General features: G+C 62.6%; 15 protein-coding genes. 6 read left to right on the top strand and 9 right to left on the bottom strand.

Annotation, left to right across the window (positions count from 1 at the left end):
• Positions 1 to 304: 304 nt before the first annotated feature.
• The 4 genes from msrQ to ilvC form a co-directional block, all read right to left on the bottom strand.
• Entirely contained in the window at positions 305 to 931 is a 627-nt protein-coding gene (msrQ, locus tag EPK82_RS01820; protein ID WP_134675621.1) for a protein-methionine-sulfoxide reductase heme-binding subunit MsrQ, read from the bottom strand.
• Positions 931 to 1,941 (bottom strand): protein-methionine-sulfoxide reductase catalytic subunit MsrP, encoded by a 1,011-nt coding sequence (msrP, locus tag EPK82_RS01825; RefSeq protein ID WP_134675622.1) that lies wholly within the window; start codon positions 1,939 to 1,941, stop codon positions 931 to 933. The genes msrQ and msrP overlap by 1 nt, the downstream gene beginning before the upstream one ends.
• 66 nt (positions 1,942 to 2,007) lie before the next feature.
• Complete coding sequence (gene pssA / locus EPK82_RS01830) at positions 2,008 to 2,823, bottom strand: CDP-diacylglycerol--serine O-phosphatidyltransferase (protein WP_037057267.1); 816 nt, start codon at positions 2,821 to 2,823, stop codon at positions 2,008 to 2,010.
• A 147-nt stretch (positions 2,824 to 2,970) separates the two neighbouring features.
• Entirely contained in the window at positions 2,971 to 3,987 is a 1,017-nt protein-coding gene (gene ilvC, locus EPK82_RS01835) for a ketol-acid reductoisomerase (RefSeq protein WP_037057270.1), read from the bottom strand.
• Between the two features lie 126 nt (positions 3,988 to 4,113).
• Between ilvC and ilvY the strand changes: the two genes are divergently transcribed.
• Positions 4,114 to 4,995 (top strand): HTH-type transcriptional activator IlvY, encoded by an 882-nt coding sequence (gene ilvY, locus EPK82_RS01840; RefSeq protein WP_134675623.1) that lies wholly within the window; start codon positions 4,114 to 4,116, stop codon positions 4,993 to 4,995.
• Between the two features lie 106 nt (positions 4,996 to 5,101).
• Here ilvY and ilvN read toward each other — a convergent pair whose 3' ends face one another.
• Both ilvN and EPK82_RS01850 read right to left on the bottom strand, forming a co-directional pair.
• Positions 5,102 to 5,593 (bottom strand): acetolactate synthase small subunit, encoded by a 492-nt coding sequence (gene ilvN / locus EPK82_RS01845; RefSeq protein WP_037057275.1) that lies wholly within the window; start codon positions 5,591 to 5,593, stop codon positions 5,102 to 5,104.
• A gap of 1 nt (position 5,594) precedes the next feature.
• The gene (locus tag EPK82_RS01850; RefSeq protein ID WP_037057293.1) at positions 5,595 to 7,319 is read right to left on the bottom strand and encodes an acetolactate synthase 3 large subunit; all 1,725 of its coding nucleotides are present in this window, start codon (positions 7,317 to 7,319) and stop codon (positions 5,595 to 5,597) included.
• Positions 7,320 to 7,720: 401 nt separating this feature from the next.
• Between EPK82_RS01850 and EPK82_RS01855 the strand changes: the two genes are divergently transcribed.
• Positions 7,721 to 8,152 carry a DUF4124 domain-containing protein gene (locus EPK82_RS01855; protein ID WP_134675624.1) on the top strand — a complete coding sequence of 144 codons (432 nt, stop codon included), beginning with the start codon at positions 7,721 to 7,723 and terminating at the stop codon, positions 8,150 to 8,152.
• A gap of 18 nt (positions 8,153 to 8,170) precedes the next feature.
• On the opposite strand, the gene EPK82_RS01860 is transcribed toward EPK82_RS01855, so the two are convergent.
• The 3 genes from EPK82_RS01860 to mrcB are packed head-to-tail and all read right to left on the bottom strand — an operon-like array spanning position 8,171 to position 11,560.
• Positions 8,171 to 8,500: a YqcC family protein gene (locus tag EPK82_RS01860; RefSeq protein WP_134675625.1), complete on the bottom strand. Its 330-nt coding sequence runs from the start codon at positions 8,498 to 8,500 to the stop codon at positions 8,171 to 8,173.
• A complete protein-coding gene (locus tag EPK82_RS01865; protein WP_167494320.1) occupies positions 8,500 to 9,198 on the bottom strand; it encodes a tetratricopeptide repeat protein in 699 nt (232 codons plus the stop codon). Before EPK82_RS01865 ends, EPK82_RS01860 begins: the two co-directional genes overlap by 1 nt.
• 43 nt (positions 9,199 to 9,241) lie before the next feature.
• Positions 9,242 to 11,560, bottom strand: a complete 2,319-nt coding sequence (gene mrcB, locus EPK82_RS01870; protein ID WP_134675626.1) for a penicillin-binding protein 1B — start codon at positions 11,558 to 11,560, stop codon at positions 9,242 to 9,244.
• A 115-nt stretch (positions 11,561 to 11,675) separates the two neighbouring features.
• Between mrcB and EPK82_RS01875 the strand changes: the two genes are divergently transcribed.
• The 4 genes from EPK82_RS01875 to EPK82_RS01890 all read left to right on the top strand — a co-directional run bounded on the left by EPK82_RS01875 (position 11,676) and on the right by EPK82_RS01890 (position 14,943).
• Entirely contained in the window at positions 11,676 to 13,238 is a 1,563-nt protein-coding gene (locus tag EPK82_RS01875) for a bifunctional aminoglycoside phosphotransferase/ATP-binding protein (protein ID WP_134675627.1), read from the top strand.
• An 84-nt stretch (positions 13,239 to 13,322) separates the two neighbouring features.
• Positions 13,323 to 13,667 (top strand): pentapeptide repeat-containing protein, encoded by a 345-nt coding sequence (locus EPK82_RS01880; protein ID WP_037057286.1) that lies wholly within the window; start codon positions 13,323 to 13,325, stop codon positions 13,665 to 13,667.
• Positions 13,668 to 13,767: 100 nt separating this feature from the next.
• On the top strand, positions 13,768 to 14,040 hold the full coding sequence (locus tag EPK82_RS01885) for a TfoX/Sxy family protein (protein WP_037057288.1): 273 nt from the start codon (positions 13,768 to 13,770) through the stop codon (positions 14,038 to 14,040).
• Between the two features lie 105 nt (positions 14,041 to 14,145).
• On the top strand, positions 14,146 to 14,943 hold the full coding sequence (locus EPK82_RS01890) for a Crp/Fnr family transcriptional regulator (protein ID WP_047585437.1): 798 nt from the start codon (positions 14,146 to 14,148) through the stop codon (positions 14,941 to 14,943).
• Positions 14,944 to 15,077 lie beyond the last annotated feature (134 nt).

Here is a 15,077-nt window from a genome sequence, read left to right on the forward strand (position 1 = left end):
AAGAATTTTTTCTTTCTACTCAACCACTTGCGCTTTCGATCAGAGCTTCTTCTCTCCAGCGGGAGGCGCATTCTACAGCGTTCAAAACCGCTGTCAACCACCTCTTTTCTACCGCTTTCGATCCACTTGACCGAATCACCAACAGGACTCAACCACCACCCTGTCGACCGGCGCGCATTCTACACACCCGATCCAGCTTTGCAACCCCTCTTTTAAACTTAACTTATTGATTAACAAGAAGTTTTCGAAGAGCTTCATGGCTGAAGTGGCGCGCATTCTACCGCCCACGGAGCGCGCGTCAAGCTTAAATTGCAACTTTCTTCGGATTTTCACGCAGGCCGGTCCCTGCACGCTGCAATGCCTTCGCCACGACACTGAAGCGCATCGCCAGCAGCGCCCCACCGATGAGGGCATAGGCCAGCCACTCTCCCAGGTCCGCCCGGACGACCCAGAGCATATGCAACAGCGCCAGCAGCAGAATGCCGTAGACCAGACGATGCAGTGCCTTCCACTTGCGCCCCAGCTTTCTGATGCTGAAACGGTTGGAGGTCACAGCCAGTGCCAGCAAGCCAAGAAACGCCAGCGCACCGACAATGATGTATGGGCGCTCGTAGAGATCGCGCAGCACCAGATCCAGACGCAGCCCGGCAATGAACAACACGTACCCCGAAAGATGCAGGGTGACATAGGTGAAGCACCACAGACCGAGCTGGCGGCGCACGGCGATCCATCCCCCCCAGCGGCTGAGCTGCTGCAGAGGAGTCATGGCCAGTGTGATCAGCAGCAGAATCAGAGCACCCAGCCCCAGGTTGTCCACCAGGGTCTTGCCAGGATCAGGCCCGAGCAGGCCGAACAGCGCCAGATACAACCAGTACAGCGGCGGTGCAGAGGCGGCCAGGAACACGCCGACACGCCATAATCGATAACGCATCAGTAGTACCTCGCCAGGTCCATCCCGGCATACAGCCCGGCCACCTCGTCATAGCCGTTGAACATCCGGGTATCGATCACGTTCGGACTGAACAGCCCACTGGGCAGCCTGCGCTCGGTGGCCTGCGACCAGCGCGGGTGATCGACCTGCGGATTGACGTTGGCATAGAAGCCGTATTCGTTCGGCGCGATGCGCTCCCAGGTGGTCGCGGGCGCCTCGGCCACCAGGCTGATGCGCACGATCGACTTGATGCTCTTGAAGCCATATTTCCAGGGCACCACCAGACGCAACGGCGCACCGTTCTGATGGGGCAGTACCCGCCCATACATGCCGACGGCCATGAAGGCCAGCGGGTGCATGGCCTCGTCCATGCGCAAGCCTTCTACATAAGGCCAGTCGATCAGGGAAAAGCCCGAGCGCTGCCCCGGCATGTGCTCATGGTCCACCAGCGTTTCGAAACGCACGTAACGCGCCGAGGAGGTCGGCTCGACCTGTTTGAGCAGATCAGCCAGGGGGAAACCCAGCCAGGGAATAACCATGGACCAGGCCTCGACACAGCGCAGCCGGTAGATGCGCTCTTCGAATGCATGAGGCTTGACCAGGTCTTCGATGGCATAGCGCCCCGGCTTGCCCACCTCGCCATCGACTGTCACGGTCCAGGGCTCGACCTGCAGCGAGCCGGCCCTGGCGGCAGGATCGCCCTTGCCGGTCCCGAACTCGTAGAAGTTGTTGTAGTGGGTCGCATCCCTGAAGGGCGTGATGCTCTCCCCTTCGACGGTCATCGCCTGCCAGCGCGCGGCCGACAGTTTCTCGTCGAACCAGCCGGGCGCCTTCGCCGGCTCGACATCGGCATAGACACCCTGCGACTCGGCGCTTGCCCAGCCCGGCAGCGCAGCCATGGCCGCCAGCGCCAGCGAGCCCTGCATCAGCTTGCGACGGGACAGGTAAACGGACTCGGGCGTGACTTCGGACTCGAGAGCCCGAGAGGAAGAAGGAACTCGGATGAGCATGGCAACCCCGCGACTACAGTTCGAGAAACGAACTGTAGACCACGGAGTAGAGGAGAAATTACACCGTCAGACGGATTTGCGACGACGCAACTGCAACAGGTACTGGATCGGCCCGGACACCGCATAGGCGAGGAAGATCAGCAGCAGGATACGCGGCGGGTCGCTGAACACCACGGCGAACACCAGGACCACCGCCAGGATGGCCACGAACGGCACACGCCCTTTCAGGTCGAGGTCCTTGAAGCTGTAGTACTTGATGTTGCTGACCATCAGACAGCCGGCGGCAGCCACCAGCAGCGCAACGGCGAAGGACATGTTCGAGCCCTTGATACCGAAATCGCTGAAGGCCCAGACGGTGCCGGCAACCACACCCGCGGCCGCCGGACTGGCCAGGCCGATGAAGTAGCGCTTGTCGACGCTGCCGATCTGCGTGTTGAAGCGCGCCAGGCGCAGCGCCGCACCGGCGACATAGATGAAGGCGACCATCCAGCCGACCTTGCCCATGCTGCCCAGGGCCCACTCGAACGCCAGCAGTGCGGGAGCGACGCCGAAGGCGACCATGTCCGAGAGCGAGTCGTACTCGGCGCCGAAGGCGCTCTGCGTATTGGTCAGTCGAGCGACTCGGCCATCCAGGCTATCGAGCACCATGGCGACGAACACCGTGGCGGCAGCGACGTAGAAGTTGCCGTTCATCGCGTTGATGATGGAGTAGAAACCGGCGAACAGGTTTGCCGTGGTGAACAGATTGGGCAGCAGGTAGATGCCGCGGTGACGAACTTTGCGCCCTTCGGCGTCCTGCCCTTCCTCTATGTGCTCGTCGATCGGCAGCAGGCTTTCCAGATTGTCGCCGGCCGGCTTTTGATCCTCGGGACCTTCACTCATGAACAGCACCTTGCAACGGGTTTGACGAATTTCAACCGGGGCGACTGGACTCAGTTCGCCACCAAGCGAGCAGGCTTTATACCAGAAGCCTCGCCGCAGAACGAAAAAACGCGGCATAAAGCCGCGTTCTTTCGCACATCGCAGACCTTAGTTCTTGGTCTTGTCGACGATCTTGTTGGCAGCGATCCACGGCATCATGCCGCGCAGTTGCTCACCGATCACTTCGATGCCGTGCGCAGCGTTGTTACGACGCTTGGCAGTCATCGACGGGTAGCCAGTGGCACCTTCGCTGATGAACATCTTGGCGTACTCGCCGTCCTGGATGCGCTTCAGGGCGTTGCGCATGGCCTGGCGGGACTCGGCGTTGATCACTTCCGGACCGGTGACGTACTCGCCGTACTCGGCGTTGTTGGAGATCGAGTAGTTCATGTTGGCGATGCCGCCTTCGTACATGAGGTCAACGATCAGCTTCAGTTCGTGCAGGCACTCGAAGTAGGCCATTTCCGGCGCATAACCGGCTTCGACCAGGGTTTCGAAACCGGCCTTGACCAGTTCGACGGTGCCACCACAGAGAACGGCCTGCTCACCGAACAGGTCGGTTTCGGTCTCGTCCTTGAAGGTGGTTTCGATGATGCCGGTACGGCCGCCACCAACGCCCGAAGCGTAGGACAGGGCAACATTCTTGGCGTTGCCGGAAGCGTCCTGGTAAACGGCGATCAGGTCAGGGATGCCGCCGCCCTTGACGAACTCGGTGCGTACGGTGTGACCCGGAGCCTTCGGCGCGATCATGATCACGTCGAGGTCGGCACGCGGTACGACCTGGTTGTAGTGGATGGCGAAGCCGTGGGAGAAGGCCAGGGTAGCGCCCTGCTTGATGTTCGGCTCGATCTCGTTCTTGTACAGCTGGCCCTGGAATTCGTCCGGGGTCAGGATCATGACCAGATCGGCAGCGGCAACGGCGCTGGCGACGTCGGTCACTTTCAGGCCGTGAGCTTCGGCCTTGGCCACGGTTGCGGAGCCTTTGCGCAGACCGATGGTGACGTCGACACCGGAGTCCTTCAGGTTGCAGGCCTGAGCGTGGCCCTGGGAGCCGTAACCGATGATGGCGACTTTCTTGCCCTGGATGATGGAGAGGTCGCAATCTTTGTCGTAATAAACTTTCATGTTCTTGGCTCTTCTGAATCGAAAGGGATGGGGTGCAAGCACCGCGACAGAGAAACCTTATGTGATCTATCCCGTTGCGTAAAATGATATATTTGCAACACAACGTGCCGATATCTGAAACGCATCATGGACAGTCACTCCCTCAGGCTCTTTCTTTCCCTGGCCGACAACCTGCACTTCGGCAAGACCAGCCGTGAACAGCACGTCAGCCCGTCCGCGCTCAGCCGCAGCATCAAGCAGCTGGAGGAAGAACTGGGCGCGACGCTGTTCGTGCGCGACAACCGCTCCGTGCGCCTGACACGCGAGGGGCAACAGTTTCGCGAGTACGCCAGTGATGTCATGAATGGCTGGCAGGCCATCCGCCAGACCTTCATGCAGGACCAGCAGAGCCTGCACGGCGAGCTGTCCCTGTACTGCTCGGTCACTGCGAGCTACAGCTTCCTCTACGACATTCTCAGCAGCTTCCGTCAGGACTACCCTCGCATCGAGATGAAGCTGCACACCGGCGATCCGGCGAAAGCCGTGGAACGGGTACAGCAAGGGCTCGAGGACCTCGCCATCGGCGCGCGCCCGAACAACCTGCCGGCGGGGGTCGACTTCCAGTCGATCACCCGCTCGGAACTGCGCTTCATCGGCCCGCAATCCCCGCAGTTGCTGAGCGACGAGCAACTCCGGCAGCCCACGGCGGACAGCTGGAAGGACGTGCCGATGATTCTCTCGGAGGAAGGGCTGGCGCGCACGCGCACGGATCGCTGGCTGAAAAGCCATAACATCAAGCCGCGTATCTATGCCCAAGTGAGCGGCAACGAGGCCATCGTCAGCATGGTCAGCCTGGGCTTCGGCATCGGCGTGGTGCCGCAGATCGTGCTCGACAACAGCCCACTGACCGCACGCATCCGCATCTACGATATTCAGCCGCCGCTGGCCGCGTATGACATCGGCCTGTTCGCCCTGGAGAAGCGCCTCAAGGACCCGTTGATCGCCGCGTTCTGGAACCGCCAGCGCTGAATTCGGGCAGACGCCCTGCCGGGCATGTCGCTGGCAAGCATACCTCTGACCATGAAAAAGCCCCGCACGAGGCGGGGCTTCTGTTCAGCAGGACACTCAGGCTACTTCAGATACTCAGTACCTTGTCGCCACGCGAGATGCCCGTGACACCGCTGCGTACCGTCTCCAGGATCGACGCGGTGCCGATGGCCTGGATGAAGCTGTCCAGCTTGTCGCTGGTGCCGGTCAGCTGCACGGTGTAGACGCTGCTGGTCACATCCACGATCTGGCCACGGAAGATGTCGGTGGTGCGCTTGACCTCGGCGCGCTGGGCGCCGGTGGCCTTGATCTTGACCAGCATCAGTTCGCGCTCGATATGGGCGCTTTCCGACAGGTTGACCAGCTTCACCACCTCGACCAGCTTGTTGAGGTTCTTGGTGATCTGCTCGATGACCTCGTCATGCCCCACGGTGGTCAGGGTCAGGCGCGACAGCGTCGGATCCTCGGTGGGCGCCACGGTAAGGCTTTCGATGTTGTAGTTGCGCTGCGAGAACAGACCGACCACGCGGGACAGTGCGCCCGGTTCGTTTTCCAGCAACAGGGAAATGATATGTCGCATCTTAGGTCCGCTCCGTCTTGCTCAGCCACATGTCACGCATCGCACCGTCTCTGATCTGCATCGGATAGACGTGCTCGCTGTCGTCCACGGCAATGTCGAGGAACACCAAGCGATCCTTCATGGCGAAGGCTTCTTCCAGACCGGACTTGAGGTCCTTGAGCTGGGTGATGCGCATGCCGACGTGGCCATAGGCCTCGGCCAGCTTGACGAAGTCGGGCAGCGACTCCATGTAGGAGTGCGAATAACGGCTGTTGTACTGCATGTCCTGCCATTGGCGGACCATGCCCAGCGCACCGTTGTTCAGGTTGACGATCTTCACCGGCAGGTCGTACTGCAGGCAGGTCGACAGTTCCTGAATGTTCATCTGGATGCTGCCTTCGCCAGTCACGCACGCCACGTCGGCGTCCGGGAAGTTCAGCTTGATGCCCATGGCGGCAGGGAAACCGAAGCCCATGGTGCCCAGGCCACCGGAGTTGATCCAGCGATTGGGCTTGTTGAAGCGGTAGTACTGCGCCGCGAACATCTGGTGCTGACCGACATCGGAGGTGACGTAGGCATCGCCACGGGTCACTTCGCACAGTGTTTCGATCACGCTCTGCGGCTTGATGATCGAGCCGTCGCCCTCGTTGTAGGGGAACAGGCGGCCGCTACCGCGCCACTCGTCGATCTGCTTCCACCAGCTGGCCACGGTGTCCTTGTTCGGGGTCTCACCGATTTCCTTGAGGATGGCGACCATCTCGGTCAGCACGCTGTCCACCGGGCCCACGATAGGAATGTCGGCCTTGATGGTCTTGGAGATCGAAGCCGGGTCGATATCGATATGGATGATCTTGGCGTTCGGGCAGAACTTGGCCGCGCCGTTGATCACGCGGTCATCGAAGCGCGCACCCACGGCGAGGATCACATCGGCGTGGTGCATGGCCAAGTTGGCGGTGTAGCTGCCGTGCATGCCGAGCATGCCGAGGAACTGGCGGTCAGTGCCCGGATAGCCGCCCAGGCCCATCAGGGTATTGGTCACCGGCAGGTTGAGCATCTGCGCCAGCTCGGTCAGCGGCGCAGAGGCGCCACCCATGATCACGCCACCACCGGAGTACATCACCGGGCGCTTGGCCGCCAGCAGCATCTCGGCTGCCTTGCGGATCTGCCCGGAGTGACCGCGTACGGCCGGGCTGTACGACCGCAGCTTGACCTTCTTCGGGTACACGTATTCGAACTTCTGGGTGGGATCGCCCATGTCTTTGGGGATGTCCACCACCACCGGCCCCGGACGACCGGACTCGGCGAGATAGAAAGCCTTCTTCAGCACCTCGGGGATTTCCGACGGGTGCTTGATGATGAAGCTGTGCTTCACGATCGGACGGGAAATACCGACCATGTCGGTTTCCTGGAAGGCATCGGTGCCGACCATGGCGCTCGGCACCTGGCCGGAGATCACCACCATCGGGATGGAGTCCATGTAGGCAGTGGCAATGCCGGTAATCGCATTGGTCGCGCCCGGGCCGGAAGTCACCAGCACCACGCCGGCCTTGCCGGTGGCACGGGCATAGCCGTCAGCCATGTGGGTCGCAGCCTGTTCGTGACGCACCAGGATATGGGTCACTTCCGGTTCTTTGAACAGGGCATCGTAGATATGCAGGAGAGCACCGCCAGGGTACCCATAGATGTGCTTAACGCCTTCGTCACGCAGGAAGCGGACGACCATTTCAGCGCCGGATAAAAGCTCCACGTTGTTCACCTCTTGAACGCCAGTATGCCACCCGCCAACGGGTAGCCCTAAGTAGGTTCTTACTGTCAGCGGACACGCACGACGGTGATCGTGGATTCGGAACATCAGCTTGACGAGTAACGGAGCAGCCCATGGTCTTGCGGGGCTGGCCCTCCCAGCGCGAGGTAACGCGTTGCGGGTGTCACGGTTCGGCGCGGGTAGCGCCTCTTTCCCCCGAGCTGGAGGACGCTTGCGGCGGACTCCACTACGGGGAAGGCTGGATTGTTCGGGTTCGACGAAGGCAAGTCAAGAGATGCTTGACCTATTATTCGAAGTGCGGCTGTGACGCAGCGCAGGATGAAGATCCCTGGCTTTTGGTTATAGTAACCAGCAGTACCGCAGCTCTCGACAAAGGAAACAGCATGCGCCACATGATTCTAACGGGCAGTCTGATACTCGCCCTGAGCGCAACCGCAATGGCCAGCCAGGTCTACAAGTGGGTGGACGACAACGGCGTGACCCACTTCGGCGCACAACCGCCTCAGGGCCAGCAGTCCACCACCATCAACACCTCTGCACCACCACCGCGCCCGGCGCCCAGCGCGCCGGCACCGGCCGTCGAGCAAGCCGACCCCGAGCAGGCGGCCATCGATAACAAGGTCAAGCAAGACGTGGCGAAGCAGGAAGCCGAACGCAAGAGGTACTGTGAAAATGCCCGCACCAACCTGGCTCAGCTGGAAAACAACCCGCGCCTCCGACTCGAGGTAGAGGGCGAGCTGCGTCGCATCAACGAAGACGAACGCCAGGAACGCATCACCGAACTGAAGAAGTCCATCGCCGAAACCTGCAAGTGACACCGAACGCGCGCGTCCTCAGGACGTGCGCGTCAACAGGCGATCGAACTCACCCAGCAGCTCTAGCAAGCGACGGGTGACACCCGACTGCTCGCGGTACACCATCTCGGCCATCGGCTGGATTCCCGACACCGATGGCAAGGCCGCATCCGCCTCCAGCAACTGTTTCATCCGCGGCAGGAAGATCCACTGCAACCACTGCTCGAAGGTCAGGGTGTCGACACAGAACGGCTCCTGGCTGGCCAGCGCTTCTGCGCTGGGCGCCTGCTCCTGCCACCAGCCCAGTACGCGCAACTCACGCTCGATGAGCAGCAGATGCTCGGCCAGCGCATTCACTCGTGCATCCATCAGAGGCTCACCCGCGCGCGCTCACGGGCCTGCGCCGCGCCGGCGGAGTCGCCCTGCCGCTCACGCGCCTGGGCAATCAGGTTCCACAAACTGGCCTGCAGGGCAGGACGGCCACTGGCATAGGTCAGGCCGCGACGGGCGAACTGTTCGGCCTGAGCCGCATCGCCCTGCGCCAGGCGCACCTCGGCCAGGCGGTAGAGCACCTGCGGCTCACGCGGCGCGATACGCTGGGCGCGCTCGAGACTCGAGGCGGCGCCATTAAGATCACCACCGCCCTGTTGCTGCTGCGCGGTGGTCAGCAGCGCCAGGACCGGCCCATCCAGCTGCTCGTCGGCCGCCAGGCCACCACCACTGGGAATGCCGCTGGGCGCACTCGGCACGGAGGACGAGTCGAAGCCGCCCTGCCCCATGCTCACCGGCGGCTCGTCGAAGGTCAGCCCACCGTTGGCGGGAGCGCCCTGCGGTCCGGTCTGCAATGGCGCGGAAGCGGCGCCCTGAGGCACCATCACCACCACGCCGGAGTCCTCTTCGAACGGCTGCGACTGCGCACCGGCAGGCGCGGAGGCGGCGTTATCGGAGACACGACCAGCCGACAGCGGCGTGCCCGCATCGACGACGGGAATCGAGCCACGCGGCACCGTACTACAGCCTGCCAGGGTCGTCGTTGCCAGCAAGGCCACAAGCCACTTCTTGTTCACATCCAATCCTCTTCAGCTCACGCCGGGGAACGCACCCCGGCCGTCAATCCAACCAGCCCCGTACCCAGTCCATCACCGACTCCACGGGCGCCTGAATACCGCAGGCGGAGCCAGGACTGGGTTCGCTGCCGCGAATATAAGGCATCTGCACCGCATCCGGGCAGCCCGACGCCGAGCCGAGACCGGTCTGGCGATCCACCCAGGCCAGGGTGACGTTATCCGGCATGGGCATGTCCAGCGGCAACGGATCGGCCTTGCGCATGAATCCCGTCCAGACCTGCAGCGCACCGGTTGCACCGGTCAGCGGGGTGGGACCGTTGTCATCGCGCCCCAGCCAGACGACAGAGAGCAGGTCCTGACTGAACCCGGCGAACCAGCTGTCACGCGAGTCGTTGCTGGTACCGGTCTTGCCGGCCAGGTTCAACGAGCGGGGCAGCTGGCTGTACACCGAGCGCCCCGTGCCCTCGCGCATGGTGCGCTGCATGGCGTTCTGCACCAGGTAGATGGCCCCCGGATCGAAGCGCTGCTGGATCTTGAACGGGTAACGACCGAGCGGCTCGCCTTCGGCGGTGAGCACGCTGCGGATACCGCGCAACGGGGTGTTGAAGCCACCGTTGGCCAGGGTCTGATACATCCCCGCGACTTCCATCGGCGTCAGCGCTCCGGCCCCGAGGAGCATCGAAGGATAAGCCGGCCACTTGCGCTCGACACCCAGTCGCTCCAAGGTCTTGAGCACGTTCGGCACGCCGATCTCCAGGCCGAGCTTGGCCGTGGACAGGTTGTAGGAATGCGCCAGCCCCTGGTACAGGTAGATCGTGCCGTGCGCCTTGCGGTCGTAGTTCTGCGGCGTCCAGACCTGACCATCCTGGCCCTTGATGGAGAACGGCTCGTCCTCCAGCCAGCTGGTCAGCGTGTACTGGCTGGGACGCTCCAGCGCGGACAGGTAGATGGCGGGTTTGATCAGCGAGCCGATGGGGCGCACGGCATCCATTGCCCGGTTGAACCCGGCGAAGCGTGGCTGGCGGCTGCCGATCAGCGCCTGCACCTCACCCGTCTCGGGATTGGTCACCACCATGCCGGCCTGCACCTGGTCGACCCCCTTGCGCCCGGCCAGGCGCTTCAGCGTTTCGGCCAGCGCCTCTTCGGCCTTGAGCTGCAGGATCGGGTCGAAGCTGGTGAAGATGCGTAGGCCCTCTTCGGTCAGGTCCTGCTCGCGGTAATCCTCGCGCAGCTGGCGTTTGACCAGGTCGAGGAAGGCCGGGAACGAGCTGTCGGCCATGCTGCCACGGGTGGTGACGCCAAGCGGCTTCTGCTTGGCCGCGGCGGCTTCCTCGGCGGTGATCGTGCCCTGCTCGGCCAGCAGGTCGAGCACCAGGTTGCGCCGGGTCATCGCACGCTCGGGGTTGCGCCGGGGGTTGTAGTAGGTCGGCCCCTTGACCATGCCCACCAGCAACGCCACCTGCTCCAGCTTCAGCTCGGAAATGGGCTGGCTGAAGAAGTACTGACTGGCCAGGCCGAAACCGTGTACGGCGCGCTGGCCATCCTGACCGAGAAACACCTCGTTCATGTAGGCTTCGAGGATCTCGCGCTTGTCGTAATGCAGCTCGAGCAGCACCGCCATCATGGCTTCGGTGGCCTTGCGCGCCAGGGTACGCTCGTTGTTCAGGTAGAAGTTCTTCACCAGCTGCTGGGTCAGGGTACTACCGCCCTGCACCAGGCGCCCGGAGGTGGCGTTGATCCACAGCGCACGGGCGATCCCCTTGGGGGAAACACCGAAGTGATCGAAGTAGTCGCGGTCTTCCACCGCCACCAGCGCGTCGATCAGATAGGCCGGAACCTGATCCAGCTTGATCAGGATGCGATCCTCCTGATGCGCCGGGTACAGACCGCCGATCAGCAGCGGCTCGAGCCGCGCCACGGCCAGATCGCCGCCATCGCCCTTGTTCAGGCCGGCGACGTAGTCCCCGGAGAAGCGTACCCGGACTCGCTGCGACGGCTCGGCGCCTTCGTAGAACTGAAAACCGCGGCTGTGCAGTTCGATGTTGTTGCCGGCGACCGACACCGCCCCCGGACCGTTGACCACGCTTTCACGGCGATAGCCCAGCGCATCGAGTTCGCGCAGGAAGTCGTTCTTGGCCAGTTTCTGCCCGACGAACAGTTCCAGCGGTCGGGCATAGACCTTCGCCGGCACCGTCCAGCGCTTGCCGGAGAACTTCTCCTGCACGACGGCATCGAGATAGACGGCAAAACCGGCCAGGATGACCAGACCGACCAAGCCGAGCTTGACGCCCCAGGCGAACCAGGGACGCAGAGCGGATGAGCGGGACTTTTTCTTTGAGCGGGGAGAGCGTTTTCGAGTCATGGCGGAATTATACGCACTTTAGATAGGGGCCAGCAGCGTCGCCCGGACAGTTTGCAGAGCAGCTCACAGCGGCCATAATGCCCAGCTCGAACAGCGTCTAGAACAAGGATCGAACGTGAGCCAAGCCCTGATTGCCGCATTGCAGAACCCGGCCCTGTATCCGCATCCCGTGGAAGGGTTTCAGGTGATTGAGACCCACATTTCCTGGGTTTTGCTCACTGGCAAGCATGCCTACAAGATCAAAAAGCCGGTCAACTTCGGTTTTCTCGACTTCACCGAGCTCGACGCACGTCGACATTTCTGTGAAGAAGAGCTGCGCCTCAACCAGCGCCTGACCCAGGACCTGTACCTGGAAGTCGTGGCCATCGGTGGCAGCGAAGACGCTCCCAGCCTCGACGGCAGCACACCGGCCATCGAATACGCGCTGAAGATGCGCCAGTTCCCCCAGGAGCAACTGCTCAGCGCCATCCAGGCACGCGGCGAGCTGGGCGACGCCCACATCGACGCCCTTACCGAGCAGATCGCCAGATTCCACATGGACGCCCCCGTCGTGCCTCAGGATCACCCACTGGGCAGCGCCGAGGCGGTGATGGCACCGGTGCAGCAGAACTTCGAGCAGATTCGCCCGATGCTCAGCGATGCGAACGACCTGCAGCAACTCGACGCACTCGAGGCCTGGGCGCAGTCGAGCTACGATCGCCTGCAACCGCTGCTGGCGGAGCGCAAGGCACAGGGCTTCATCCGTGAGTGCCATGGCGACATCCACCTGGGCAACGCGGCACAGATCGATGGCCGCGTGGTGCTGTTCGACTGCATCGAATTCAACGAACCCTTCCGCATGACCGACGTCACCGCGGACATCGGCTTCCTGGCGATGGACCTCGAGGACCGTGGCCTCAAGTGCCTGGCACGCCGCTTCATCAGTGGCTGGCTGGAACACACGGGTGACTACGCGGCCCTGCATCTGCTGAATTTCTACAAGGCCTATCGCGCCATGGTGCGTGGCAAGGTTGCCCTGTTCCGCCTGGGCCAGGAGCAGGACCCGGTGCAGCGCGCCGTCATTCTCCGCCAGTACCGCGGCTATGCCGCCCTGGCCGAGAGCTACAGCGCCATCCCCTCGCCATTCCTGGCCATCACCCACGGTGTGTCGGCCGTCGGCAAGAGCCACGTGGCCATGCGCCTGGTCGAAGCGCTGGGCACCATTCGCCTGCGTTCCGACGTCGAGCGCAAGCGCCTGTTCGGCGAGCAGAACGCCGCAGCCAAGGACAAGCTGGCTGCCGGCATCTACAGCGAGGACGCCAGCCAGGCGACCTACACCCGCCTGCACCAGCTGGCCCGCCAGATCCTGCAGGCCGGTTTCCCGGTGGTGATCGATGCCACCTACCTCAAGGCGGCTCAGCGCGAGGCAGCCAGCGAAGTTGCCGAGGAGCTTGGCGCGCCGTTCCTGATTCTCGACTGCCATGCACCCGAGGCGGTGATCGCCGGCTGGCTGGAGCAACGGCAAAGCGAGGGCACGGACCCTTCCGATGCGACCCTGGACGTCATCAAGGCCCAGCAGGCCGGTCGCGAAGCGCTCAGCAGCGAAGAGCTGAGCCACAGCAAGCGCGTCGACACGCACGACAGCGCCAGCCTCGACGGCCTGGTCGAGCAGATTCGCCAACGCCTGCCCGGCATCTGACCCCATCAGAGGTTGGCCACACCCTGCCGGGCAAAGCCTGGCAGGGCTTCTATACTGCCGGTGACACCACTACCGGTATCTGCCATGAGTCAGCCACGCCAGCTCGATCATCCGCTCTATCACCTCCTGCATAACGACGACGTGCAAGGCTTCAATGCGCAGAAGCCCAAGGGCGTCGAGGTCGACCTGTCCGGCGGCGACTTTCGTGGCCTGGACCTGCGCAATCTGGACACCGAAAGCATCAACTTCACCGACGCCTACTTCCGTGGCGCCGACCTGCGCGGCCTGGACTTGCGCAACGCCAGGATAGAAGGCGCGAGCCTGGCGCACGCGCAGATTTCCGGCGCCTATTTCCCCGTCGAACTGACTGCGGACGAGATCCTCATGTCGGTGAACTTCGGCACACGCTTGCGCTATCGCACGAAGTGACTGCGCAGATGTAGCGACGCAAAAAGCACCAAGGCAATTGGCCGCTACACTGAGTAGCAGGCATGCCAACGTGATTTTCAGCCGCACGCATGGAGGCCTGATGAACGACGAACTGCAACACCTGAAGAACCTGGGCAAGACCTCGGCGCAATGGCTTCACGCCGTGGGCATCCACAGCGCCAACGACCTGCGTCGCTACGGTGCCGTCGGGGCCTACCGGGCCGTGCGGGCCCGTGGGTTTCGTGCCTCCAAGGTGCTGCTATACGCCATCGAGGGCGCCCTGCTCGACGTGCACTGGAATGAACTTCCGCCTGCGCACAAGGCAGAACTGAATGGCAAGCTGGACGAAGCCCAGACCTGCAACAAGAGCTAGCTCACAACACGAGCGCAAGGTGATTTACTCGAACGCCGCCGCAGCCTATTGTTTCAGGGACCTTCGTGTGGTCAGCCAGCCCAGCCAGTTCAAGGAATTACGGTTATGTATTTACTCGGGGAGCAACCGGCCTACGCCGATCAGTTGATCAATCGCCTGCAGAGTATCCCCACTCACTTGCTGGAAGGGCTGCAACCCGCAGGCGAAGCGCTTCGCCTGGAGCGAGTCGACGATCTGGCGCGGGTGCTGCCGGGCAACCAGCTGTTCATCATCGAGAGCGGCCTGCTCCACGCGGTGGTCGACGAGCGTCCGCTGTTCTACCTGCAGGAAGGCGATCTGGTCGGCCTGCGCCAGGGGATCGACCTGCCCAGCTGCCGCTACAGCAGCGAGGAGCCCATCAGCCTGATTCCCTTCTCGCGCAGCGAAGTGTTCCAGCACATTCACGCCGACGAGCAACGCCAGGAACAGTTCATCCACTACCTGATCGGTCACACGGCGCTGCTGTCCGACGCCCTGGCGCGTCTCAAGCAGCCGGAAATCCGTCCGGCCACCGGCTTCCAGCACTTTGCCGCTGGCGAGGAACTGATCCATCAGGGCGATGAAGCCGACCACGTGTTCATCATCATCGAAGGCCACGCCGAAGCCTATGTCGACGGCCAGCGGGTCGGCGACGTGCAGAAGGACGAGATATTCGGAGCCATGGCGGTGTTCACCCGCGAGAAACGCAGCGCCACGGTCATCGCCAGCGAACCCTGCACGGTGATGGTGATCCCCAAGGAGCAGTTCCTCAGCCTGATGCAGAGCAACCCGCGCATCGCCCATAGCCTGATCGAGAGCATGGCCCGCCGCATCGACCTGCTGAACAAGGAAATCACCCAGCTGCGCCAGCCTGGCGAATCCTGATCATCGCCTCCCGACAGAAAACCCCGGCCAGATGCCGGGGTTTTGCGTTCAGGGGCAGGCTCATCGCGGCCGCCACCCGGGTTTGAGAAAAATTCTCAAAAGGCGTTGACATGAAAATGAGAATTGTTATTATT

The organism is Ectopseudomonas khazarica (assembly GCF_004521985.1).
Lineage (GTDB): Bacteria > Pseudomonadota > Gammaproteobacteria > Pseudomonadales > Pseudomonadaceae > Aquipseudomonas > Aquipseudomonas khazarica.